This window comes from Streptomyces sp. NPDC027189, from assembly GCF_055566975.1.
The window spans coordinates 82,315-104,342 of sequence record NZ_JBVHRI010000030.1; the positions used below are offsets into that span (position 1 = coordinate 82,315).

Here is a 22,028-nt window from a genome sequence, read left to right on the forward strand (position 1 = left end):
CGGAAGGCACCATTCCATGAACGCACACGCACATGGCAGCCTGGCCAGGGTCCTGCATCATCTGGGCAGCACTCTGCTCGACGTCGTCCACAACGGGGCGCGTGACACCGAGGACATCGGCGGCATCGTCATCCACGACCCCGTCGAGGATTCCGCCCCGCCACCCCACGCGCTGGTGCTCGGCGTCGGTCTGCGCGAATCGGGCGAGATCGCCCGCCTCCTCGGAGAACTGGGACACCGGCGCGCCGTCGCCCTGGTCGTGCGTGCGCCGGTACCGCTGGACTCCAGGGTGGCGGCTGCGGCCGAGGCGTCGGGCGTCGGCGTTCTCGGACTGGCCCGCGGGGCGTCCTGGGTCCAGGTCACCGCCCTGCTGCGGGCAGTTCTCGCCGAGGGGGACATCGGTGGAGACGGCCCCGAGACGCTGGGCGGTACCCTCTCCGGCGACCTGTTCGCCGTGGCCAACGCGATCGCCGCACTGATCGACGCACCCGTGACGATCGAAGATCGGCACTCACGGGTGCTGGCCTTCTCGGGGCAGCAGGACAAGGCCGACGCCTCCCGGATCGAGACGATTCTCGGCCGTCAGGTCCCCGAGCGTTTCTCCCGCATGCTCACCAGCCGTGGCGTCTTCCGTGACCTCTACCGCAGCGCCGGGCCGGTGCACATCCCGCCCCTGGAGGACGGTGCGGACGGTCCCACCGTGCCGCGCGTAGCCGTCGCGGTGCGAGCGGGCGACGAGGCGATCGGCTCGATCTGGGCCGCCGTCCGCGAGCCGCTCAGTCCGCAGCGATCCTCGGCCCTGCGGGATGCGGCCAAGGTCGTCGCCCTCCACATGCTGCGGCTGCGGGCCGGCGCCGACGTCGAACGCAGGCTGCGCGCCGATCTCATGAGCACCGCCCTCGAAGGCAGGGCCGGTGCGCGCGAGGCACTGAGCAGGCTTGGCCTGGCCGGTCGGCCTCTCGTGGTCATGGCGCTTGGCCTGCGGGACGCTGCCGACGCCGGTGAGTCCGCTGGCGAGGACGCGAGTCTCACCACCGAGCGGGAACGACTGGCCGACGCCTTGGCGATGCACCTCGGCGTCGTGCATCCGCACAGCGCCGCCGCTCTGCTCGGCGACACCGTCTACGGGCTCGTTCCCGCGCAGCAGGACCGCGATGCCGGCGAGGAACGGGCCGTGCGCATAGCAGCCGACTTCCTCGACCGGGTCGGAGCGCGGACCGGAGCGGTGATCGGCATCGGTCCGACCGGTGAGGATGCCGGCGGTCTCGCCCGTGCGCGCTCCGGTGCCGACCTCGCTCTGCGGGCGCTACGTGTCGAGGGGGCCGAGCGGCGGGTGGCGCGGCTGGCCGACGTGCATGTCGAGGCGCTGCTGTGCGAACTGCGCGACATCGTGGCGGCCCGTGGCGACGAGTTCACCGGCCCCATCGCGCGGCTGGCCGCGTATGACGAGCAACGCCGGGCCAACCTCATCGAAACCCTGCGTGCCTGGCTGGACGCATTCGGGGACATCAGCGCGGCCGCGGCGGCCGTGCACGTCCACCCGAACACGTTCCGCTACCGTCTGCACCGGCTCGCCGAGGTCGGTGGCATCGACCTGGACAACCCGGAAGCACGTTTCGCCGCCATGCTCCAACTGCGCGTGATGCCCGCGAACGGCCACCGGTAGTGCCTGCGCTACCGCCGAAGGGGCTGGGCTTGATGGCCGTGCGCTGTCGCTCTCTCTCTAAGCCCCGACACCGTCATGAGTCCGGCGCCGACCGCGCACGAGCTCGCCGCCTGACGCGGTCGACCCTGTCCCTGGCGGCCCTGGTCCTCCTGCTCCTGGCCGCCATCGGAGCCCTGGCCTGACGGCCCGGCGCCTGGCCCCCTGCCCCGTGGCACGGGCCCCGTCCCAACCCGCGGGACGGGGCCCACCGGGCGGCCCGCGCATCGGCAAAGGGCCGGCCGCCCGCTCCTCACCGCTTCGAGCTGCGGAGACCTCCAGCATGCACGCTCGCCGTCCTGCGGCCTTCACCGGCCTGCCCGGACGCACCCGCGATTGTCAGCGACCCCACCGAGATCGCCTACTACGCCTGCTACGGACCGCTTCCTCCCGACTCAAAGACCTGGTCAAAGTCGCCGCAGCGAGGTGGGCGGTGGAGGAGTGCTTCAAACAAGGGCGAGTGCGGCCTGGACCACTACCAGGTCCGGCGTTATCGGGCCTGGTACCGGCACATCACCCTGTCGATGGCCGCGCTCGCCTACCTGACCGCAGTCCGCGCCCAAGAAGCCACAAAAGGGGCGGCGCAGACGACGAGCAAGACCTCATACCCCTCAGCGTCCCGGAGATCCGCCGGTTGATCGGGCACCTCGCCATCACGCCCCACCACCACACCAACGAACACCACCTGCGCTGGTCACGCTTCCGCAGACGCAGCCAGGCCCGAGTCCGCCGCTCCCACTACAAACGCCGAGGCCACAACCCCCAGATGCGGTTGCAGTACTAGTACTGCAACGGTGCCTACCGTGACTGTTGGGAGTGTCTAATCAACGGCGGATCTGTTGATCATGGAGACGCCAAGTGAGTGAGATGACGATCGAGCAAGAGCCTGCAGTCGAGTCGGTCGGTGCGGCCACGTCGGACGAGCAGTTGATCGCGATGCTGGTTGACCGGGCCCGCGGTGAGGGCCTGCAACTGACCGGTGAGGGTGGGCTGTTGCAGCAGCTGACCAAGCGGGTGCTGGAGTCCGCCCTGGAAGGCGAGATCACCGATCACGTCGGCTATGAGAAGCACGATCCGGCCGGGAAGAACAACGGCAATAGTCGCAACGGCACCCGCGCCAAGACAGTGCTGACCGATGTCGGCCCGGTCGAGGTCAAGGTGCCCCGGGACGTGGCCGGGACCTTCGAGCCGCAGATCGTCAAGAAGCGGCAGCGCCGGCTGACCGGGGTGGACGAGATGGTGCTGTCGCTGTCCGCGAAGGGACTCACGCACGGAGAGATCTCCGCACATCTGGCCGAGGTGTATGGGGCCGAGGTGTCCAAGCAGACCATCTCCACGATCACCGACAAGGTGATGGAGGGCATGGCCGAATGGCAGAACCGGCCGCTGGACCGCGCTTGAGTTCTATCGGTGATTGCGAACGCCCGGAAGGAGAGCGTTCGGATGCCGAAGTACGCCCCCAACAAGATGCCGAGTTCGGTGAAGAAGCGGTACTTCGAGTTGCTCAGGGAGGGCTACAAGGGTGCGGCGGCGGCCCGGGTGGTGGGGGTCTCCGCCAGCTGTGGTTCGAACTGGTTCATCGAAGCTGGAAGCATGATCGTCCCCGACACCGGCCCGATATCGCCGCGCTTCCTGACCCAGAACGACCGCATCGCCATCGCCGACGGACTCCAGGCCAAGCAGACCGTCAAGGAGATCGCCGCGTCGATCGGGAAGAGCTTTCAGACCGTCTACCGTGAGATCAAGCGCAACGCGAAGCCGGACGGCAGCTACCACCCCTGGTGGGCCCACAACCAGTCCCTACTGCGGCGCCGCCGTCCCAAGGAGGAGAAGATCCGCGGCAGCGAGCCGCTGCGCACGCTCGTGCGCGAGAAGCTCACCGAGAAGTGGTCGCCGCAGCAGATCGCGCGTTACCTGGCCCGCGAGTACGCGAATGACGTGACGATGCGGGCCTGTCCGGAGACGATCTACCGGGCCCAGTTCGCCGGCCTCCTCGGCCGCCGCGAGGCCAAGCTCCGCACCGGCCGCACCCGCCGCAAGAAGCAGCGCCGTGGTGTCCCCACACTGAACAAGATCAAGAACATGACGCTCATCCACGAGCGGCCTATCGAGGTCAACGACCGTACGGTTCCCGGGCATTGGGAAGGGGACCTGATCATCGGCCGCGGCCAGGGCTCCGCGATCGGCACCCTCGTCGAGCGCACGACCCGCTACGTGCACCTGATCCACCTGCCGCACGGCTGGAAGGCCCCGCAGGTCCGCAACGCGCTCATCACGCAGACCGCGCACATCCCGCCCCAGCTGCGGCGGACGCTGACCTGGGATCAGGGCCGTGAGCTGACCCTGCACGAGGACATCGAGGCGCTGACCGGGTTCCGGATCTACTTCTGCGACCCGCACTCGCCCTGGCAGCGCGGCACGAACGAGAACACCAACGGCCTGCTGCGGCAGTACTTTCCCAAGGGCACCAACCTGTCCGTCCACACCGCACGAGACCTCCGCGAAGTCGCGCATCAGCTCAACCGGCGCCCCCGACTCGTCCTTGGCGACAGGACCCCCGCCGAGGTCATGCGAGAATGCCTCATAGGCCCATTGACCAGGTGATTCGCAACCACTGATAGAAACCGCCGCGTCTATCCGGTCCTGTTCGTGGATGCCATCAACGTCAAGATCCGGGATGGCCAGGTCGCGAACAGGCCGATCTACGTTGTCATGGCCGTCACGGCCGAGGGCACCCGCGACATCCTTGGCATCTGGGCCGGGGACGGCGGCGAGGGCGCGAAGTACTGGCTGCACGTCTTCACCGAGCTGAAGAACCGCGGCCTGGACGACGTGCTGATGCTGGTCTGCGACGGTCTCAAGGGCCTGCCCGAGGCGGTGGAGACCGTCTGGCCTCGCACGATTGTTCAAACATGTGTCGTCCACCTGCTGCGGAACAGCTTCCGTTACGCAGCCCGCCAGGACTGGGACAAGGTCGCCAAAGCACTCAGGCCCGTCTACACCGCTCCCAGCGAGGACGCGGCGACGGAGCGGTTCCTGGAGTTCCAAGAGGCATGGGGCCGGAAGTATCCGGCGATCGTGAAGCTGTGGTCGGACGCCTGGGCCGAGTTCGTACCCTTCCTCTCCTTCGACGTCGAGATCCGCAAGGTCATCTGCAGCACGAACGCGATCGAGAGTGTCAACGCGCGGATACGCAAAGCCGTTCGCGCTCGCGGCCACTTCCCCAACGAGGCCGCCGCCCTCAAATGCATCTACATGGCGCTGATGAGCCTCGACCCGACCGGCAAGGGCCGCAAGAGGTGGACCATGCGCTGGAAGGCACCCCTGAACGCCTTCCAGATCGCCTTCGAAGGCCGGCTCACCCCGGCCAACAACTGAACCTCAACAACCAAGATCAGCCGTTAAGTTGACACACCCGGCCGCCTTGAGGGAGCGTGCTGCGCCGCACGTCGAGGCGCTCGCAGAGAGAGGATGGGTCATCCACGACGTTCTGGACTCGTGGCTGCCGACACGATGAACCTGCCCGCGTCGTAGGTGTGCCCGCGTTCTCGGCTGACGGAGGTCAGGATGGAGGGCTATGGCCGTGATTGCGATAGGGGACCTCGTCGGGATGCAGCTGCAGCCTGGCCATTCGCCACGCGGTGTCCGGGGAGATCTCGTGATGTCCGGTTCTGAGGATGCGGCGGGCGAGCAGGCTGGTGCGCGGGGCGAGTAGCCAGCGCAGCAGGTTCAGGCTCACTCCGCTTCCTCGGCGGCGGAGATCTTCTCGGCGAGTTGCTGGTGGCCGAGCGTGGTCATCGCGCTGCGGAGGATTTTCAGGAGGTCGCGTGTGTTGTCTTCAGTGAGTTTGTCGATGAACGTGTGCAGCGTGCGGGCGACGAGCACCCAGCGAGAATCGGGGTGCCACTGATGGATTTGCCGGACAAGCTCTTCGGGATCGCTTCCGTCGGCTGGGCCACCCAGCCGGGGAGAGTGCTGGACGAGCGTGTACAGGCGTGCTGCGGACGGGTCCGCGAGGAGCTCGTTGCGGAGGAACTCCACGCGTGCACGAGCCTGACGGCGGTCCATCTCGTCGAGTTCGAACTCATGCCGAGCGCGTTCCATGAGGCGAGCGCCCTCCACTGCGTCGTCGTCGACGCGCAAGGTCACGCTGACGCTGAGTAGTTCAACGCTGTCACGGTGGAGGGGCAGTTGGTCGTGTAGTGCCACTGAGAGTTCTTGTTCGGCGGCTGCGACCCGGAGCACCGATTCGCTGGCCAGCTGCTTTTCCACCAGGAGCCGTGCGGCGCGGCTCGCTGTCTGGCGAGCGTCCGGGTTGGTCGGACCATGTGGTGAGTGACGCCATTCGACACGGATGGCCGCATCGAATGACAGGCCTGCATCACGGCTCTTCGGCCGGTCGTAGAAGTAGGGATGTCCACGTCTGGCTGGCCGACTCGGAAGTGTCGTTGCGGCGCGTGCTGCGTCGCTTCATGCGGATTCTTCCCCGCTGCCGGCCTGAGCCAGAGTCTGTTGGAAGGTCTCGATGATGCCGTCGTCGAGCAGCTGCGTGAGCTCGGTGTACACAGCGCGGTGGGCCAGCCAGGCGGAGGGTAGCTCGATGCGGCCTGCCGATTGCTCGAACGCGGCGGCCTTGACCCAATCCCGTGCGATTGCCCGAAGCCGGTCGCGCGGGCTCTCGCCCGACGTTCCGGCCGAATCAGTACTCTTCACCGCCGCGCTGAAGACCTTCAACACATCCGCATGTACATGTGGGTGGCTGAGCGCCGCATCCAACCACAACCGCACGACCGCCGATGCCTGGCCGTCCTGGTCGAAGCCCTCGGTACCTTGAAGGAGGGCACGCCAGCCGACGATGAGATCGGCGACGGGAGCTGAGAATTCCGCCTCATCGCTGTGGGGCAGGAGGGCTGGGAGCGTAGGAGCATCGGAGTGCGTCGACTCGGCCAGCGCCCTGAAGGCTTCCTGCCCGGCTTCCAGCCGGGGCCCGCCAACTCGGCACCAGTCGATCACGTAGCCGAAGAGAATCCGCCGCGCGCTGGGATCGTTCCACAGGCCGTGCACGGCCTCTTGGATGGCTTGGCGCACTTCCGGATCTTCCGAGCCGGCCGCGTGCACCAGACGCCGTAGTGCCTTGCCGGTGTAGAGGACGCCGAACTCTCCGGCGCACACCTCCACGGTGGCCAATTGTTGGGCGGCGTTGTCGGTCTTGGCCCACTGCAGCAGCATTTCGTGGATGTACGAGGCGCTGGCTGTCTGCAAGCAGGCTGACGTGAGGAGTTGCACGGCCGTCGTCCAGAGCGGGGTTTTGTGCCAGCGCCGAACCAACTCGCGCAGGGGTTCTTGCCGGCGGTGATGTACTGCCCACCGCAGGGTGAAGCTGCCGATGCGCTCAGCCATCGCCTGCCGTTCTGCGTCGGGGAGCTTTTCCAGCGCGGCCTTTGGCTTCTTCAAGGGGGCGTAGGCCAGCCACTCCAGGAACTTCACCCGTGACAGGGGCCTGTCGACCCAGAAGTACTCCAGTGCCGCGTCATCCCATTCGGGCCGGTTGAAGGCGACGGTGTCGTCGGCCTGCAGTTCGGCTTCGATGGAGTCGACCATTTCAATGACGCCGGGGTCCTGCTGCCCCTTCAGGGAGGGATCGCTGTCCCCGAGTACGGATGCCAAGTCGGCCGTACTGGCGTAGATGTGTGCGACGGATGCTCCGCGCAAGGTGGCGCAGGCCAGCAGGAAGTTGCGCTGGAAGCTGGTACGACCCGGCTCCTTGTGCCAAGCCAGGAGTTGCGGACGCCAATTGTTCCGTGCCGCGATGACGCTGAGGACCTGTCGGTCGAATGGCGTCTCGCTGCCCCTTTTCCGCTTACGCGCTAGCGCTTCCAGGTTGGGCAAGTGGCCGTCGCTGGCACGGTGCGCGTCCAGAATGAGACTGACGATCTCCAGAGCTTCCACCGGTGGCTGCCCGTCCAGCAAGGCGATGATGTCGTCATCGGTCAACCACGCATCGACAGACAGATCGGGTGCCTCAGCTCCCAACCACTTGCGGGCGATTTCGAGCGGCGAAGGAACCCCCAGGACGGGTCTGATTCCCTCAGGGGCCCCGCTGCCTACTCGACGCCACTGCTCCGGGGTGGTCAGCACCACGAGCCGGGCGCGGCGGCGCTTCAGGGTGTACTGCAAACGCTCGATCGTCGCACCGAACGTGTCGATAATTTCGAATCCCTCTTCGTCGGGCGGGAGTTCGAGCAGGTAGCCGCGGTTCTCCACCTGCGGCAGGCGACGCAGGGGGAACTCTAGACCGCCGCCATAGCCGAGCGGCCCCACCCGTACGTCCGGGAATTCATGACGAAGCTCTGCGAGGAGCGCACTCGCGGTGGTTGTGCGCCCAGTTCCCGGTCTCTGTGCGAGGACCACCACAGAACCGGGGTTTTTCCACCACTGATAAGTCTCATCAAACGAATCAAGTCCCTCAGGGTGCACGTACACAGAACGAAGTGCATCAAGGTAGATGTCCGAGAACTCGCTGTGGTCAAGCGGATTTTCGAAACTCGCGTTGACTTTGAGGGCATTCATTTCGCCCAGGTTTAGCAGGGCCATCTGTCGAAGGCGGGTGACTGCCTCGGTATCCAGAAGGGCGGTGAAGCGCTTCTGTAACTCGTCATCCAGCGCCGCAACCAGGCCCGCGGGATCCGCATCGGATGCATGCGATGCATTCGCGGACTTAACATCTTCGACCCCGCCCCAGCTTTGCTCCTCGGAGTGATGGCCGTTTTCCTGAGGGAGTCTCAGACCGTAATCCGGATGATCATTCACGTATGCTCCCGTGGTGTGCCGCCCGGAATCCCACTCGGACTGCGAGAGCTATCCGAGCGTGCCGTCGATTTCGAGTGCAGTGATCTCGCCGCCTCGGCGTACAACCTTGGCCCGCTGTTCGATGTCGGCTGACGCCTCGGCGGTTACCCGTCCCGCCCTGACTGCTCGGGCCACCCCGTCTGCCTCGATCTCGTCAACGCTCTGCCTCACCGTCACGCCCGGCATGGAACGCCGCTCGCCCATGAAGGACAGGGACTGCCCGTAGATTGTCTCCAGGTCGTCGCGCAGTTCACTCATCGCTTTCAGCAGGTGCTCGTCATCGAGTCGAATCAGGGCGGGGTTGCGGTGGTAGACGGCCAATTCCCGGGCCACTGCTTCCAGTCGGCGAACCCGCTGCTCAGTCAGTTCTTCGTCGTGGATGACCAGATGAGCTTCGGGTTCTACCAGGACTGGGCAGGTCGTCGGCTCGGTCGCGGCCGTGGTGACGTTTCCGCTACGGCGGTCGAGCACAGCGCCGAGGCGGCCGAAGAGAAACGTGAATATCTGTGGCATGGCTGACGTGGCCACTGTCGCTAGCGACAGCTGATCTCCCATTGAATCCCCCGAACGGTGAACTTAAGTCACGGCAAGACCGCAAGATCCCATCAAGGCTACGAGTGTCCAGGAGTCGGAGACAGAGACGCATTCCCGCCAAACATGCAGCCGTCATATTTAGTCAGGTAACTCGACGCTCCCGGAGGCGGCATTAAATTCGTACGAGCGTTCCCGATTTGTGGTGGGAGTCAAGTGCTGTGTCGCATGAGGTTGAAACCCCGCGACGGTGACACGCCTTGTGGGTGCACTTCGAGAATCGGAACATGGGCAGCAACGGCGCAAGTAGGCCGGAATGAATGGTGCAAAGGTGCTTTGCAGCCGCCGACTTGAAGGACGCCGGTCATGCACGAGAGGGTTCGGGATCCCGTGGGTATCCCTTGGCGTGGAGCCAGGTGTCGAGGGCGAGGGCGACGATGTCGCCGTGGGGTATGTCGGTGTCGGCGTGGTAGCGGCGGATGCGTCGCTGGAGCTGGAGGACCTCGGGGACGGCGTAGTTGAGTTGTCCGCGTTTGGTATGCCGGTTGCTGATGATGTCCAGCGTGTCCGGGTGGGGCGTGAGGGCGTCGTCGGTTGGCTGGTACTCGGTGTCGAGTGCGTCGGCGACTTCACGCAGTAGGCGGGCGTGACGGGAGTGATCAGGCACGAGAGCGGCTCCGGTTGGTCCTTCTAGGCGGATAGTTACCCGCCTATTGGGCTATTGGAATAGTCGGCAGGAGGGGCGGCCGCGCCCTGGCGTGGGTGCGGCCGCCTTGTGTGCTGCGGTCGTGTTCAGAAGCCGCGGGCGGTGAGCCACTCGTCCAGTGCGACTGAGACGATGTCGCCGATGGGCAGGTGATCGATTTCGTTGTCCAGTGCGAAGCGTTTGATCCGCTTTTTCAGTTTCAGCACGGCCGGTACGGACGAGTCGAGGCTCTCGCGCGCGATGATGCGTTGGTTGAGAACGGCGGCGACCTCGGGAATGTCCTTGGGACGGCCGGGACCGTGTGCGTACGGTGTCCCCTCGCTGGGCGCCTCGTGCGATCGAGTGTCCTTTTCCTGGTGAGCTCCCGGACCCTCGGTCCGCACCGGGAACGCGGTACCGCCTGCCATCGGGGGAACGGCCGTGCGAACCGCTACCTCGGCGGCCGGATCCCCATCAGCAGCCGCGGATGTCACAGGTGGCGGCCCGTGATGGGCAACAGGTTCGGCCGACTGCGTGGGCTGGACCGCAGGTGGGGCAGGCTCGGCAGCCGGGACCTGCCCATCGGATTCCAGCTGCGCAACGTGCGTGACCACGGCCGGACCAGATGCCTGATGGGCGGTCGGCTCTTGCACCGGGGCGCTCGTCGGAGCCTCATCGGAGCGGTGGGGGGACGGTGCCGCGGACGCCTGCGGCGCCCTGGGCGTCGTCTCGTTCCCGCTCTGCACCGACCCCTCGTGGTCGGGAACGGCATAAGGAGCCGGTGGAGACTGCGGGTCGTCCGCCGTGGGACTGCCATCGCGCTGGGCGGCCGCACGGTCAGCAGCGAACTGCTCGGGGGTGAGCTCGGCGGCAGGCGGAGAGGGAGGAGAGGTCGTCTTCTTGACCGCGCCCCCCAGAGTGCGACCGGTACGACGGGCTGGGGGCTTCATACGCTCGCTCATGCCGTGAGTTCCTTCATCAGTGCGGCGTACTCGCTGAGTTCGGTGGGGATCTCGCCGAAGGCCTCCATGTAGTGCACCCAGGAGTGGATGACGGTTTCGGCGAGCGGGAACGGCTCGTCGCGGCCCGGGCCGATGCCCTCGCCCTGGGTGGGACGGAGCAGCTTGTCCTTCGCGGTGCGGGGCAGGCTGGTGCGGTCGTCGGCCTTCACCAGGACCACGTGGGCGGTGACGTCGCGTTCGTTGCGGGTGGCGGCGCGTTCGGCTTCGTCGAAGGTGGCGACGAGCTTGCGGCGTTCGATCTTGGTGGGGGCGACCGGCACGATCAGCCGGTTCGCCTCGGTAACAGCCTCGTGGAACAGCTTCGCGCTGCCGCCACCGGCATCGACCACGATCGCGCCGAACTCGGCGCGCTTGTCGCGGAGGTACTCGGCGATGTCGTCGAACGGGTACCGCTCGACCACCAGGTTCTCGGGGATCGCAAAGCCGGCGGCCTGGGCAACCTTGAACCAGTCGTAGGCGGACTGGCTGCTGGCATCGGCGTCCAGCAATAGCGTGGGCAGTCCCAGGACGACGGCGTAGTAGAGGGCGATGAACCAGGCGGAGGTGGTCTTGCCGGTGCCGCCCTTGAGCATGCCGACGACGATCACGAAGGCGTCCCAGGCGCGGTCGGTGGCCGCGACCAGGGTTTTGTGGCGAGTGTTTTCGTTCACGTGGGTTCAATCTCCGGGGAGTGGAAGGGGTGTTGTCTGGTGTGGTTGGTGGTGGCGCACGTGTGCAGTGGTCTGAAGGAGGAGCGCGTGCCGTGCGGCGACAACGGGGATGGCACTGCTGGCGAGTCGGCAGCTGACCGGCACGCACGGCGTGACAGGCGAGGGGCCAGTCCGGGCCGTTCATGACCGCTTCCCGCGGGTGCGAGCGGGGCCGTGGTCGTGCCGGGGCCGCATGTGGGTGTTGGCCTCGTGCAGGAGCCGGTAGACGGTGGCGACCGAGTAACTGCACTCTGTGGCCAGCTAGGGTACTGAGGCGCCGGCTTCATACCGCGCCCGCAGGGACACCGCCAGCTTCTTACGCGCTATGGCATCGGTTGCGGAGCGGATGCGGAGTGTCTGCTGGGTGGTGCGGGGCGTGCCCCCGGCCTCGATCAGCAGCCGCCCCGCGGCGCGACGCGTCACCGACCCCGCTGCGGCCAGCTCTGTGAGGGTCGCGCCGTGTTGCTCGTAGAGGCGGCGCAGGTGGGCGGCGAGTTTGCGGCGGGCCTGCCCGTCGCGCATCCTGCGGGTCTGCCACGAGGTGCGCATCACGGTTCCGGCCTCGCGCAGGCGGTTGAGGACTGTGCCGTAGGACAGCCCGCTGGTGGCGACGAGTTCGGCGACGGTGGCACCTGACTCGTACTGCTCACGCAGGGCCCGGGCGGTGACTTCTTCGTTCTTGGCATCTGCAGGTGGAGGTTGTTGGTTCATGCGGCGGACTCCCATTCACTGAGGGCTTCGGCATGGGCGGCGGCCAGCTCGTCATAGGTGCGCTGGTCGGAAGGGGTGATGAGGATCAGTCGTCCATCGGTGGCGACCCGCCACTCGGCGAAGGGGCGTCCGGTGGCTGGGTCGAGGACGTGTCCGTTCGGGGCTTGCCACGCGGGCGGGATCTCGTCGGGACGGGGTGCCGGGATCAGGACTTGGTGCCCGTCGCGTTCGATCACGACGGCCCTGCTGCGGTGTTCGGCGCGCCGCTCCAGCACCTCCCGGTAGGCGGCGCGCTCGGCTGCGTGCAGGGCTTGCCGTCGGACTGCGATGCCGGTGGTGCCGTGATTTTCGGCGACCTTGTCCCAGCCCTGTGCCGGAGCTGGGTCCGGGCCGGTGTCAGCCGCAGGACGGCTGGTGCCGATGCCCTCCAGCGCCTGGGGTGCGAGGGTCCACGTCTCGCCGGTGCGGTGGACGAGGGCGTGGTCGGTGAGGCGTTGCAGGGTCCGGTAGGTGGTCGCGCGGGAGACGGAGGAGGTGCCGACGAGTTCACTGACCGTTTGGGCGGGGCGTTGGTGCAGCGCGCTGAGGAGCATGAGGGCGGCGCTGCCGAGGCCGTGGTGGGCGAAGGCGTCGTGGCCCATGAGCCGGCCGAGGATGGTGGAGTCGATGTCGGCCACCGTGACCGTCTCAGGGGTGGTCCACTCCCCAAGTGCCGGGTCGGGGGGGTATTGAGTGGTCTGGAAACGAGACAGCAGAACAGGGGCACCGTGGCTGAGGGTGCTGCCGTCGCCCAGGGACCAGGTCGAGCCCTCGCGACCGTGGCCGACCCGCAGACGGCGCAGCCAGCCCTGGGGCTTGAGGACGGTGTCGTAGACCGCCCGCAGTGTCGTGCGGGAGATGCCCGCTTCCTCGGCGGTCTGCCGCTCACTGGCGTGGTGCAGGGGACCGCCCGCAATCTCGGCGAAGTTCAGGTGCGCCCGCAGTACGCGGAGCGCGGTCCGTCCCCGCTCCCCGCGCCAGGCGGTGGTCTCGATCCGGTCGCGGAGGCCCGCGAGAACCTCGTATGCGTGGTGCCGGGAGTCCAGCGCCGTAGTGGTGCTGATCGCTTCCGTCGCGCTGGCCCACACCCGGCGGACGTAGTCCAGGGCGCGGGATTGCCCGGAGCGCAGCGCAATGTGTCGGGCGTGCCGACCGCCCTCGTGCTCGGGGTGCAGCAGGAGTTGGGTGAGCTGGTCGATGCTGCCGCCGGCGCGGGCGACGTGGCAGGCGATGGCCGCAGTGATCCGGTGTCCGTGCTCGGCCGCGCCCTGGCGGTCCCCGCGCGGGATCACGGTCCGGCCGTCGAAGGCGAGTCGGCTGTAACTGCCGGTGGCGTAGCGGCCGGTGAGGTCGCCGAGCAGGATCAGATCGGCGGCAGCCGACGGCAACCGGGAAAGTCCCAGTGGGCCGCGGAGGTGGGTGATGTGTCGTTGGGGGAGTGGCTGGTGGATGCTTTCTGGCACGGTGGGGTCGTCTCGCAAAGACGTGGACGCCACCCAGGCCCGCTAAAACCACGGGTGGCATCCGGAACCGACCTCCACTCGGTGCCGGCCAAGGCGTCCAGGACGGCAATCCTGGAAGGCCGCGTACGGCTGGCCCCGAGCGGAGGCAGACGTCCCCATCGCAGCTCGACCGAGGTCGAAACAGAGCCCCGCCAGAGTGGTCCACCCTTGATCCACACCGGCCAACTCAGGTCCCTCAGAGCCCAGTTGGAGAGAACGTTGCCTCTGACTGTCTCTGAGCGACCCGGGTCGAACCGGGGTCGAACCGGAGCGTTTTCCTCTGACTGCCTCCGCTCGCCTCTGCAACCCGTCCTAGCAGGTCACAGCCTCATCGCCCCACACAAGCGCAGGTCAGAAAGGTGCGCTAGCTGTACCACTGGTTCCTGGCGAAGGCGGTGGTGTGAGGCATGGCGTTCCTGTCCCTGAGAGCGGGGCGCCGTCGCCCCGCGTGCCGTGGTTGGACTCAGGGTCGTGACGCTTGCGGCCACTCGGCAAGGCGGCTTCTGTCAGGCGAAAGGGCTTCCGTAAAATGGCTGTTCAGAGAGTTGGTCTGTCTGTTGTTGGTCGCCGGCGCGGACGTCGGGACTGTCCGGATGGTGCGCAGGTTCACCTGCGCGATGCCCCATAGCCGAGGAAGCCGTTCGGTTGTTCCGGTCAGCTCGGTCCGTGGTGGAGCAGGGTCGCCCTTAGGTCGTTCTCGGTGATCTGGTCGGCGGCGCGGTGGAGTGTCCAGCGGTGGGCCTCGCCGTCCATGGGCAGCACGGCGACGACGGTTTCCAGCGGTGGGTAGCCGGGTTCGCTGCAGGTGAGTTGGCGGATTATGACGGCGGTGTCGTTGTCCAGGCCGAGCAGGGCGCGCACGGCATCCTTCAGTTCGCGGAAGTGCGGGCTCGGCCCGGCGGTTCCTGGGCGCGGTTCCAGGTGCATGGGGATACTCCTTGGTCAGGGCGTATCCGACGACGTATCCAGCCGGCCCGACGGGGTGCCGCGCCAGGCCGGAGCGGACGATGGCCTGCTCGATCGTGTCCACGCGCACGTGGACCGCGCCGAGCCACGCGGCGAGGAGCCGGGCGAGCGTGGTCTTGCCGGTGCCGGGCAGACCGCCGATGACGATGAGCACGGAGACATCCTGCCCGAGCGGTGCGGCGCGACGGCTGACTGTTCATACGAGTGAAATGCTGCGGTGTGACCGCAGCAGGGCAGGCCCGCTTACAGCGTCGTGAATGCCCCCGTCGTCGTGCCACCGGTCTGTCTCTCCGGCCAAGGGGCGGAGAAGTTCCAGGTATCCGCAATGTGAAACCTGTCCGGAACTTATTGACCGACGCGGTGGGCGTCTGCTCAACTCACGTTCCATGACCCCGCGCGTGGATTTGACTCGGAGGCGCCACATCGACCTGGCGCACGTCTCCAGCGCGTTCTGTTGTCGTTGATCCGGAAAGTGTGTCGCTGATCCGCGAAGAGACCCTCGGTAGCGGCCGGTGTGCGCCGAAGGCCTACCTCCGGAAGGGGCGGTGCTAAGCCGCCGCCTCAGCGGTGTCTCCCCGAGGAACCGCGGTATCGACCGCATGATCGCCTTCTTCCCCCGCTCCTGCTCTCCCCCTGGGGAGAAGTACGTGCGTCGCAGCTCGAGGTCGGCGAGGGGACGTGCCGTCAGCTACGGGCCAACGGCCTGTCGTGCAAGTGGCGCGGGCCTGGCGGGATTTCCGCAAGAAACCCCGGACAGCGCGCGCTGACCGGTGCGGTCGCACGACGTCCACACCACACAGCTTGAAGTTCGTCCGGCACTCCTCGCGTCGTCGTCGGGCCCTCGCATCGCGACCGGACCGAGTACTGGCTTCGTGGCCGTTCATCGCTGTCCACCACCCGTTCACTCCGACTCTCAACACCCGGCAGTGCGCCCCATTCCTTGAGAGGGACCTCCTCATGCCTCCGTCCGTCCGCAAGCTCACGGGCCGCATCGGCGCGGTCATCGGGGGCGTCGACTTCACGGCGTCCCCCGACCCCTCGACGATCACGACGCTCCGTCATGCCCTCAACGAGCACAAGGCGATCGTGTTCGACAACGTGAACCTCGACAACGCCAGTCAGGAGCGTGTCGCCGGGTGGTTCGGCGACCTGACAACCGCCCACCCGAACGTGCCGGCCGCCGACGGTACGACGAACGTGCTCGCCGTGGACAGCGAGACGTCCAAGGCGAACGAATGGCACACGGACGTCACCTTCGTGGTCAACCCACCGCAGCTCACCACGCTCCGGTCCATCGTGACCACGCCCTACGGCGGCGAGACGCTCATCGCGAACGCTGCCGCGGCCTACCGCGACCTGCCTGAGCCGCTCCGCGCTCTCGCGGACTCGCTGCGCGTCGTGCACACCAACCAGTACGACTACGCGCGCCCTCAGGGCACGACGGCACAGCGGAAGGAATACGACCGGGTCTTCGTCTCGACGCCGTACGAGACAGAGCACCCTCTCGTGCGGGTGCATCCGCTGACGGGCGAACGCGGGCTGTTCATCGGCGGGTTCGCCAAGCGGATCGTCGGCCTGTCGAGCAGTGAGTCGGCCGATCTGCTGCGCATCCTCCAGTCGTACGTGACCCGCCCGGAGAACATCCTGCGCTGGACCTGGGCTCCCGACCAGCTGTTGATCTTCGACAACCGGATCACCCAGCACTACGCGGTGGACAACTACGACGACCACCCGCGGCGCCTCAACCGTGTGACGGTCGCGGGAGATGTGCCGGTCGGCGTCGACGGCCGCCGCAGCGAGCAACTCGTCGGTGACGCCTCGCACTACAGCAAAGTGCTGGAGGTGGCTGCCTGATGACCGAGGTCAGCCTCGAGAGGCCGGCCGTCGGCTCGGCGGCTGCCGAGACGACGAGTGCGCCGGGGCGTGAGGTCTTCCTGCCGCGCGACGCCCGCCGCCAGACCCTGCTCCGCGCACTCCGCGAGCGCCTGCGCTGGCCGTTGGGGATCTACACGACTCCGTTCGTGGTCCTCATCGCCTGGGAGGTCCTCGCCAGGGCCGGAGTGCTGGCGAAGACCTACGCTCCGGCACCGACCTCCATCGTGAAGTCCGCTGTTGACCTGTGGCAGCAGGGCGTCCTCGGGCCGGACTTGGCCGTCTCGCTGCAACGGGCCGGCATCGGTCTCGCGATCGGTCTGACGGTGGGCATCGTGACCGGGGTGCTCGGTGGTCTGCTGCGCAGCGGCGAGTATCTGTTCAACGGCGTCGTGCAGGTGCTGAACACGATCCCGCTGCTGGCGGTGCTGCCGCTGATGATCGTGTGGTTCGGCATCGACGAGCTCACGAAGGTGCTGCTGATCTCGTTCGGTGCCGGCGTCCCGATGTATCTCAACCTGTTCGCCGCGATCCGGGGTGTCGACCAGCGTCTGATCGAGATGGCGCGGACGACGGGCGCGGGCACCAGGCGCCTGGTGACGCGGGTGCTGGTACCCGGGGCCCTGCCGGGCTTTCTGGTCGGCCTCCGGTTCTCTCTCGCGTACAGCGTTCTGGGCCTCGTCGCCGCCGAGACGGTCAACGCCGACAAGGGTCTCGGCTTCCTCATCACTCAAGGGCAGACCTACCTCCAGACCAACCAGGTCTTCGTGGGGCTGGTGATCTACTCGCTCCTCGGTCTGCTCGCCGACCAGTTCGTCCGGGTTCTCGAGCGGGTGCTGCTGCGGTGGCGCCCCAGTTATGAGGCAGCATGAGCACCACGGTTGCTACGCACAGCACACAGCCCCGCCGGCAGACCGGAGCCATTGTCGAGAAGGTCGTCCGCCGGTTCGGTGACCGAGTCGTCCTCGACGACCTGGACCTCACCATCGCCGACGAGGAACTGGTGGTCCTGCTGGGCCCCTCCGGCTGCGGCAAGAGCACCCTCCTCAGGTTGCTGGCCGGGCTGGACCGGCCCGACGGCGGGCGGGTGGAGGTCCCGGCGAAGCGCGCGATCGTGTTCCAGGCTGACCGTCTGCTGCCGTGGCAGCGGGTGCTGCGCAACGTCACCCTCGGCCTGCACGGACCGGACGCCGACCAGCGGGCCCTCGACGTGCTCGCCGAGGTCGGACTCTCGGGCCGCGAGAAGGCGTGGCCCAAGGAGCTCTCCGGCGGCGAGGCCCAGCGGGTGTCGCTGGCGCGGGCGCTGGTCTCGGAACCCGAACTCGTGCTGCTCGACGAGCCGTTCGCGGCACTCGACGCGATCACGCGGCTGCGCATGCACGACCTCGTGCGGGCGCTGCGGAGCAAGCACCACGCGGCCATGCTGCTCGTCACCCACGACGTCGACGAGGCGATCGCGCTGGCGGACCGCGTCGTCGTCATGAGCAACGGACGCATCGGCACCTCCCACCTCGTCGAGCTGTCGGCCGCGGACCGCGAGGCGAGCATCGCGCGAGAGGAACTGCGCTCCGCGCTCCTGGAGGACCTCGGTCTGGCCAACCAGCACTGACTTCCCCCACCACACCCACTGACTTCTCCCACCACAGCACAGAAAGCACGTGAGAACCCATGTCCAGAAGATCCTCCCGAATCGTCGCCGCCGTCGGCCTGCTCGCCCTGGGGAGCACCCTCGTCGCCTGCGCATCGACGTCGGAGGCCGCCGCGCCCCTGAGCAGCCCCAGCGGATCGGGCGCCGGCAGCCACCCCGAGTGGAAGAAGTACACCTTCACCATCGGCGACAACGGCGGTGACGGCAGCCAGGAGCTGGCGAAGATCACCGGCGTGTTCGACAACGCGCCCTACAAGGTGAAGTTCGCCCGCTTCACCTACGGCCCGCCGCTCGTGCAGGCGGCCGCGTCGGGTGACATCGACCTGGGTAGCGTCGGTGACGTACCGCCGATCACCGGCGCCGCGAAGGAGTACGGCTTCAAGGTCGTCGCCGTCAACCGTTCCCTCAGGCCCACCCAGGCGAACGAGAACATCATCGTGCCGAAGGGCTCGACGCTGAAGACGCTCGCGGACCTCAAGAGCAAGAAGATCGCTGTGCCGCAGGGCAGTTCGGCTCACGGTCTGGCGCTGAACGCGCTCAAGAGCGTAGGCCTCACCCCCAAGGACGTGAAGCTGGTCTTCCTCGACCCGGCGGCCGGCGCCACGGCGTTCGACACCGGCAAGGTGGACGCCTGGTCGATCTGGAACCCGCAGTCGGCGATCGCGGTCAAGAACGGTGCGCGGATCCTGGCGAAGGGTCTCCCGCCGATCGACCAGACGAGCAGTTACTACGTCGCGAGTGAGAGTTCGCTGAACGACAAGACCAAGCGGGCCGCCCTCACCGATGTCCTGCAGCGGCTGGCCCACGAGTTCGCGTGGGCGATCAAGCACGAGGACAAGTACGCGGAGGCGATCTCCAAGGAGGAGGGCATCCCCCTGGACGATGCCAAGGCGTCCCTGAAGGCCTTCGAGACCCGGGTGACCCCGGTGGAGAAGTCGGACATCGCGGCGGAGCAGAAGCTCGCCGACGCCTTCCTGGAGGCGGGCCAGATCACCAAGAAGGTCGACGTCTCGTCGATCACCGACAACCTCCTCCCGGCCGGCTACGACAGCTCGAAGCTGTCGGTCGGCTGAGCCGGCGCACCACGAACGGACTGGAGAGCACTCGTGAGCGATCAGAGAAGACGCCGGCTCCACCTCAACGCCTTCCTCATGGAGGCGGGCCACCACGAGGCGGCGTGGCGGCTCCCGCACAGCAACCCGCGGGCGGATTTCGACCTGCGGCACTGGATCGAACTGGCTCAGCTGGCGGAGAGCGCCAAGTTCGACTCGCTGTTCCTCGCAGACGGCCCGGCGATCACCGGCACGGGGGAGTTCCGGCCGCCGGGCCAGCTCGAGCCGCTCACCCTGCTGACCGCGCTGTCGCAGGCGACCAGCAGGATCGGACTCATCGCGACCGTGTCGTCGACGTACAACGAGCCGTACAACCTCGCTCGCCGGCTCGCGTCGGTCGACCACGTCAGCGGCGGCCGCGCCGGCTGGAACATCGTCACCTCGGCGGGCGCCGACGAGGCGGCCAACTTCGGCCTCGTCAACCGCCCCGACCACGCCGAGCGGTACGCCCGGGCCGACGAGTTCCTGCACCTTGCCAAGGCTCTGTGGGACAGCTGGGAGTCCGAGGCCGTCGTCGCCGACAAGACCACGGGGCGCTACGCCGACCCCGCCCGGCTCCACAGGCCCGACCACCGGGGCACGCATTTCTCGGTGGCCGGCCCGCTCAACGTCGAGCGTCCGCCGCAGGGTTACCCCCTGCTCGTGCAGGCCGGCTCCTCCGAGGACGGCAAGGACTTCGCGGCACGCCACGCCGAGGCGATCTTCACCGCCCACCAGACGTACGAGCGTGCGGCCGGCTTCTACGCCGACATCAAGGCACGGACCCGGGCCGCGAGGCGTGACCCGGACGGCGTGATCGTGCTGCCGGGCATCGTCCCGTACATCGGGTCGACCGAGGCGGAGGCCCGGGCGCTGGCGAAGCAGTTCGACGACCTGCGCGTCCCGGAGTACGGACTGCGTCAGCTGGCAGCGGTCTTCGAGACCGAGCCCTCGGTGTTCGAACTCGACGAGCCACTGCCGGACTTCATCCTCGCGCGACCCAAGCTGGAAGGCTCGCAGAGCCGCTCCGACCTGATCATCGAGCTCGCCGTACGCGAGAAGCTGACTGTCCGCCAGATCATCTCGCGGCTTGGCGGCGGCCGCGGTCACTTCGAGTTCATCGGCACGCCCGAACAGGTGGCGGACACGATCATCACCTGGTTCGAGGGCGGTGCTGCGGACGGGTTCAACATCATGGCGCCCGCCCTGCCCTCGGGCCTGGAGACCTTCATCGAGCAGGTGTTGCCGATCCTGCGCGGCAAGGGCCTGTTCCGTGAGGAGTACGAAGGAACGACCCTCCGCGAGCACTACGGACTGCCGGTACCGGCCAACCAGTTCCACCAGGTCCACCAGGTCCACCAGGTCCACCGGACAGTCACCCAGGTGCCCGGTGCCTGAGTCGCCCGGTGCTCCCCCCGGGCGGCGGGAGAGTGCCGGCGCTCCTCGTTCAGTGTCTGAACAAGACGTACCGGGATGGCTTCACCGCGGTTTCCGGATTGGATCTGGAGATCCCGGACGGTGCCTTCTACCGGGTTGCTCGTACCACGCGGCTCTGCAGCGGACCGAGTCGCGCTGTATGCACAAGCGCCTCGACCGACCGGCGCAGGACCCGGCCCAGCACTACCGGTTGCTCACCGGTGGGCTCGACGAGGTCTGGAGCCGCCCGGAGTCGGCGCCGCGACAGACGGCCGTCGCAGGAAGTCGAGCCGCATGATCGAGATCGTCGAGCGGGACCGCTGCATCGGATGCGACCGGTGCATCGTGGTGTGCCCTACGCGCGTGTTCGACCGCGGGCCTGACGGCGTTCCGGTGATTGCGCGACAGGACAGCTGTCAGACCTGCTTCCAGTGCGAGGCGTACTGCCCCACCGACGCGCTGTTCGTCGCGCCGCTGGTGATCGCGGTCGCTCCCGGCTCGCGCTTCCATGATGTACGGAAACTTGAGGAGGCCAGCCTGCTCGGCGGATATCGCCGTGAGCTCGGCTGGGGCAGGGGAAGGGCGCCCGGACCGCGGTCGGGCCCGAGTTCCTCGACTGAGCCATGACCGATCCCGCTGAACGGGATTTCTCGGTTGCCGAACGACCTGGGCGAGTAACGAGCGACCGTTCCCGGCGTGGGGCGGCCTGCGTCCCTTCTGGGCCGGACACCGTCGTCATCCTGGGGCACGATCCGGACCGCGATCCGGTGGGTGACATCGGTGCGTACCCTCGCTGGACTCCCAGAAGCTCTGGCTTGGTCAGTCGCCGCGCGACGGCGTGAGGTCGGTTCGCGGGCTGACCGTGGTCCGGGCGTTTGCTGAACCTGGCGCAGGCTGGCGGGCAGCACTGACGGCGAGCCCGGGCTCTCGTTCCCCGAGCGGCGCGCGGCGGACCGGGTCAGCACACCGTGGAACACGTGCGGGTGGGGCCGTCTCCTCCGCGCACAGCAGGACCGGCTCCGCTGTGGGGGTGATGCCTGCCTCTGCGGAGCCGGTGCCGTGTGCCGGGTGTGGCGGGGTCGGGCGCGCGTCCCGTGCCGATCGCGATCTGTTCGTTCAGCTGGTGACCAGGAGACCGCGGCTGCGCAGTACCCACCGCTCCACCGGGGTGAAGATGAGCAGGTCGATGGCGATGCCGACGAAGAGGATGAGGAAGATGGCGAGGAAGACCATCGGCATGGAGCTGGCGTTGCGGCCGTTCTCCAGCAGCTGGCCGAGGCCGACGCCCAGGTCGGGTGAGGAGGC

The 22,028-nt window shown here is 67.6% G+C and carries 18 protein-coding genes and 5 pseudogenes; 11 read left to right on the top strand and 12 right to left on the bottom strand.

Annotated elements, in window-relative coordinates:
- The first annotated feature begins 16 nt into the window (after nt 1-16).
- From ACZ4RZ_RS42545 to ACZ4RZ_RS42565, 5 genes and pseudogenes are all read left to right on the top strand, one after another.
- Nucleotides 17-1,666, top strand: coding sequence for a PucR family transcriptional regulator (locus tag ACZ4RZ_RS42545; RefSeq protein ID WP_467752921.1), 1,650 nt, complete (start codon nt 17-19; stop codon nt 1,664-1,666).
- 374 nt (nt 1,667-2,040) lie between these two features.
- Nucleotides 2,041-2,340: pseudogene (locus tag ACZ4RZ_RS42550) on the top strand (IS701 family transposase); the annotation flags it as partial.
- Between the two features lie 298 nt (nt 2,341-2,638).
- A pseudogene (locus ACZ4RZ_RS42555) lies at nt 2,639-3,094 on the top strand (transposase); the annotation flags it as partial.
- 51 nt (nt 3,095-3,145) lie between these two features.
- Nucleotides 3,146-4,306, top strand: a complete 1,161-nt coding sequence (locus ACZ4RZ_RS42560) for an IS30 family transposase (RefSeq protein ID WP_467752922.1) — start codon at nt 3,146-3,148, stop codon at nt 4,304-4,306.
- 24 nt (nt 4,307-4,330) lie between these two features.
- A pseudogene (locus tag ACZ4RZ_RS42565) lies at nt 4,331-5,080 on the top strand (IS256 family transposase); the annotation flags it as partial.
- Between the two features lie 184 nt (nt 5,081-5,264).
- Here ACZ4RZ_RS42565 and ACZ4RZ_RS42570 read toward each other — a convergent pair.
- The 11 genes and pseudogenes from ACZ4RZ_RS42570 to ACZ4RZ_RS42620 form a co-directional block, all read right to left on the bottom strand.
- Nucleotides 5,265-5,441 (bottom strand): hypothetical protein, encoded by a 177-nt coding sequence (locus ACZ4RZ_RS42570; protein ID WP_356132508.1) that lies wholly within the window; start codon nt 5,439-5,441, stop codon nt 5,265-5,267.
- Nucleotides 5,438-5,974 carry a hypothetical protein gene (locus ACZ4RZ_RS42575; RefSeq protein ID WP_467752923.1) on the bottom strand — a complete coding sequence of 179 codons (537 nt, stop codon included), beginning with the start codon at nt 5,972-5,974 and terminating at the stop codon, nt 5,438-5,440. The genes ACZ4RZ_RS42570 and ACZ4RZ_RS42575 overlap by 4 nt, the downstream gene beginning before the upstream one ends.
- 198 nt (nt 5,975-6,172) lie before the next feature.
- The gene (locus ACZ4RZ_RS42580; protein WP_467752924.1) at nt 6,173-8,512 is read right to left on the bottom strand and encodes a hypothetical protein; all 2,340 of its coding nucleotides are present in this window, start codon (nt 8,510-8,512) and stop codon (nt 6,173-6,175) included.
- A 48-nt stretch (nt 8,513-8,560) separates the two neighbouring features.
- Complete coding sequence (locus ACZ4RZ_RS42585) at nt 8,561-9,079, bottom strand: hypothetical protein (RefSeq protein ID WP_467752925.1); 519 nt, start codon at nt 9,077-9,079, stop codon at nt 8,561-8,563.
- Between the two features lie 367 nt (nt 9,080-9,446).
- Complete coding sequence (locus tag ACZ4RZ_RS42590; protein WP_467752926.1) at nt 9,447-9,749, bottom strand: hypothetical protein; 303 nt, start codon at nt 9,747-9,749, stop codon at nt 9,447-9,449.
- Nucleotides 9,750-9,874: 125 nt separating this feature from the next.
- Nucleotides 9,875-10,381, bottom strand: a complete 507-nt coding sequence (locus ACZ4RZ_RS42595; protein WP_467752927.1) for a hypothetical protein — start codon at nt 10,379-10,381, stop codon at nt 9,875-9,877.
- 344 nt (nt 10,382-10,725) lie between these two features.
- Complete coding sequence (locus ACZ4RZ_RS42600; protein ID WP_467752928.1) at nt 10,726-11,439, bottom strand: ParA family protein; 714 nt, start codon at nt 11,437-11,439, stop codon at nt 10,726-10,728.
- 300 nt (nt 11,440-11,739) lie between these two features.
- A complete protein-coding gene (locus ACZ4RZ_RS42605) occupies nt 11,740-12,189 on the bottom strand; it encodes a helix-turn-helix domain-containing protein (protein WP_467752929.1) in 450 nt (149 codons plus the stop codon).
- Nucleotides 12,186-13,691: a helix-turn-helix domain-containing protein gene (locus ACZ4RZ_RS42610; protein WP_467752930.1), complete on the bottom strand. Its 1,506-nt coding sequence runs from the start codon at nt 13,689-13,691 to the stop codon at nt 12,186-12,188. The genes ACZ4RZ_RS42605 and ACZ4RZ_RS42610 overlap by 4 nt, the downstream gene beginning before the upstream one ends.
- Before the next feature lie 693 nt (nt 13,692-14,384).
- A complete protein-coding gene (locus ACZ4RZ_RS42615; protein WP_467752931.1) occupies nt 14,385-14,657 on the bottom strand; it encodes a hypothetical protein in 273 nt (90 codons plus the stop codon).
- A gap of 4 nt (nt 14,658-14,661) precedes the next feature.
- Nucleotides 14,662-14,850 (bottom strand): annotated as a pseudogene (locus tag ACZ4RZ_RS42620) (P-loop nucleotide/nucleoside kinase family protein); the annotation flags it as partial.
- A gap of 803 nt (nt 14,851-15,653) precedes the next feature.
- Between ACZ4RZ_RS42620 and ACZ4RZ_RS42625 the strand changes: the two are divergent.
- From ACZ4RZ_RS42625 to ACZ4RZ_RS42650, 6 genes are all read left to right on the top strand, one after another.
- The gene (locus tag ACZ4RZ_RS42625) at nt 15,654-16,550 is read left to right on the top strand and encodes a TauD/TfdA dioxygenase family protein (protein ID WP_467752932.1); all 897 of its coding nucleotides are present in this window, start codon (nt 15,654-15,656) and stop codon (nt 16,548-16,550) included.
- On the top strand, nt 16,550-17,440 hold the full coding sequence (locus ACZ4RZ_RS42630; protein WP_467752933.1) for an ABC transporter permease: 891 nt from the start codon (nt 16,550-16,552) through the stop codon (nt 17,438-17,440). Before ACZ4RZ_RS42625 ends, ACZ4RZ_RS42630 begins: the two co-directional genes overlap by 1 nt.
- Complete coding sequence (locus tag ACZ4RZ_RS42635; protein WP_467752934.1) at nt 17,437-18,177, top strand: ABC transporter ATP-binding protein; 741 nt, start codon at nt 17,437-17,439, stop codon at nt 18,175-18,177. Before ACZ4RZ_RS42630 ends, ACZ4RZ_RS42635 begins: the two co-directional genes overlap by 4 nt.
- A 59-nt stretch (nt 18,178-18,236) precedes the next feature.
- Complete coding sequence (locus ACZ4RZ_RS42640) at nt 18,237-19,289, top strand: aliphatic sulfonate ABC transporter substrate-binding protein (protein ID WP_467752935.1); 1,053 nt, start codon at nt 18,237-18,239, stop codon at nt 19,287-19,289.
- Nucleotides 19,290-19,322: 33 nt separating this feature from the next.
- Entirely contained in the window at nt 19,323-20,705 is a 1,383-nt protein-coding gene (locus ACZ4RZ_RS42645) for an LLM class flavin-dependent oxidoreductase (RefSeq protein WP_467752936.1), read from the top strand.
- Nucleotides 20,706-21,017: 312 nt separating this feature from the next.
- Complete coding sequence (locus tag ACZ4RZ_RS42650) at nt 21,018-21,350, top strand: 4Fe-4S binding protein (protein ID WP_467752937.1); 333 nt, start codon at nt 21,018-21,020, stop codon at nt 21,348-21,350.
- Between the two features lie 489 nt (nt 21,351-21,839).
- Here the strand turns inward: ACZ4RZ_RS42650 and ACZ4RZ_RS42655 are convergent.
- Nucleotides 21,840-22,028, bottom strand: a pseudogene (locus ACZ4RZ_RS42655) (ABC transporter permease); the annotation flags it as partial.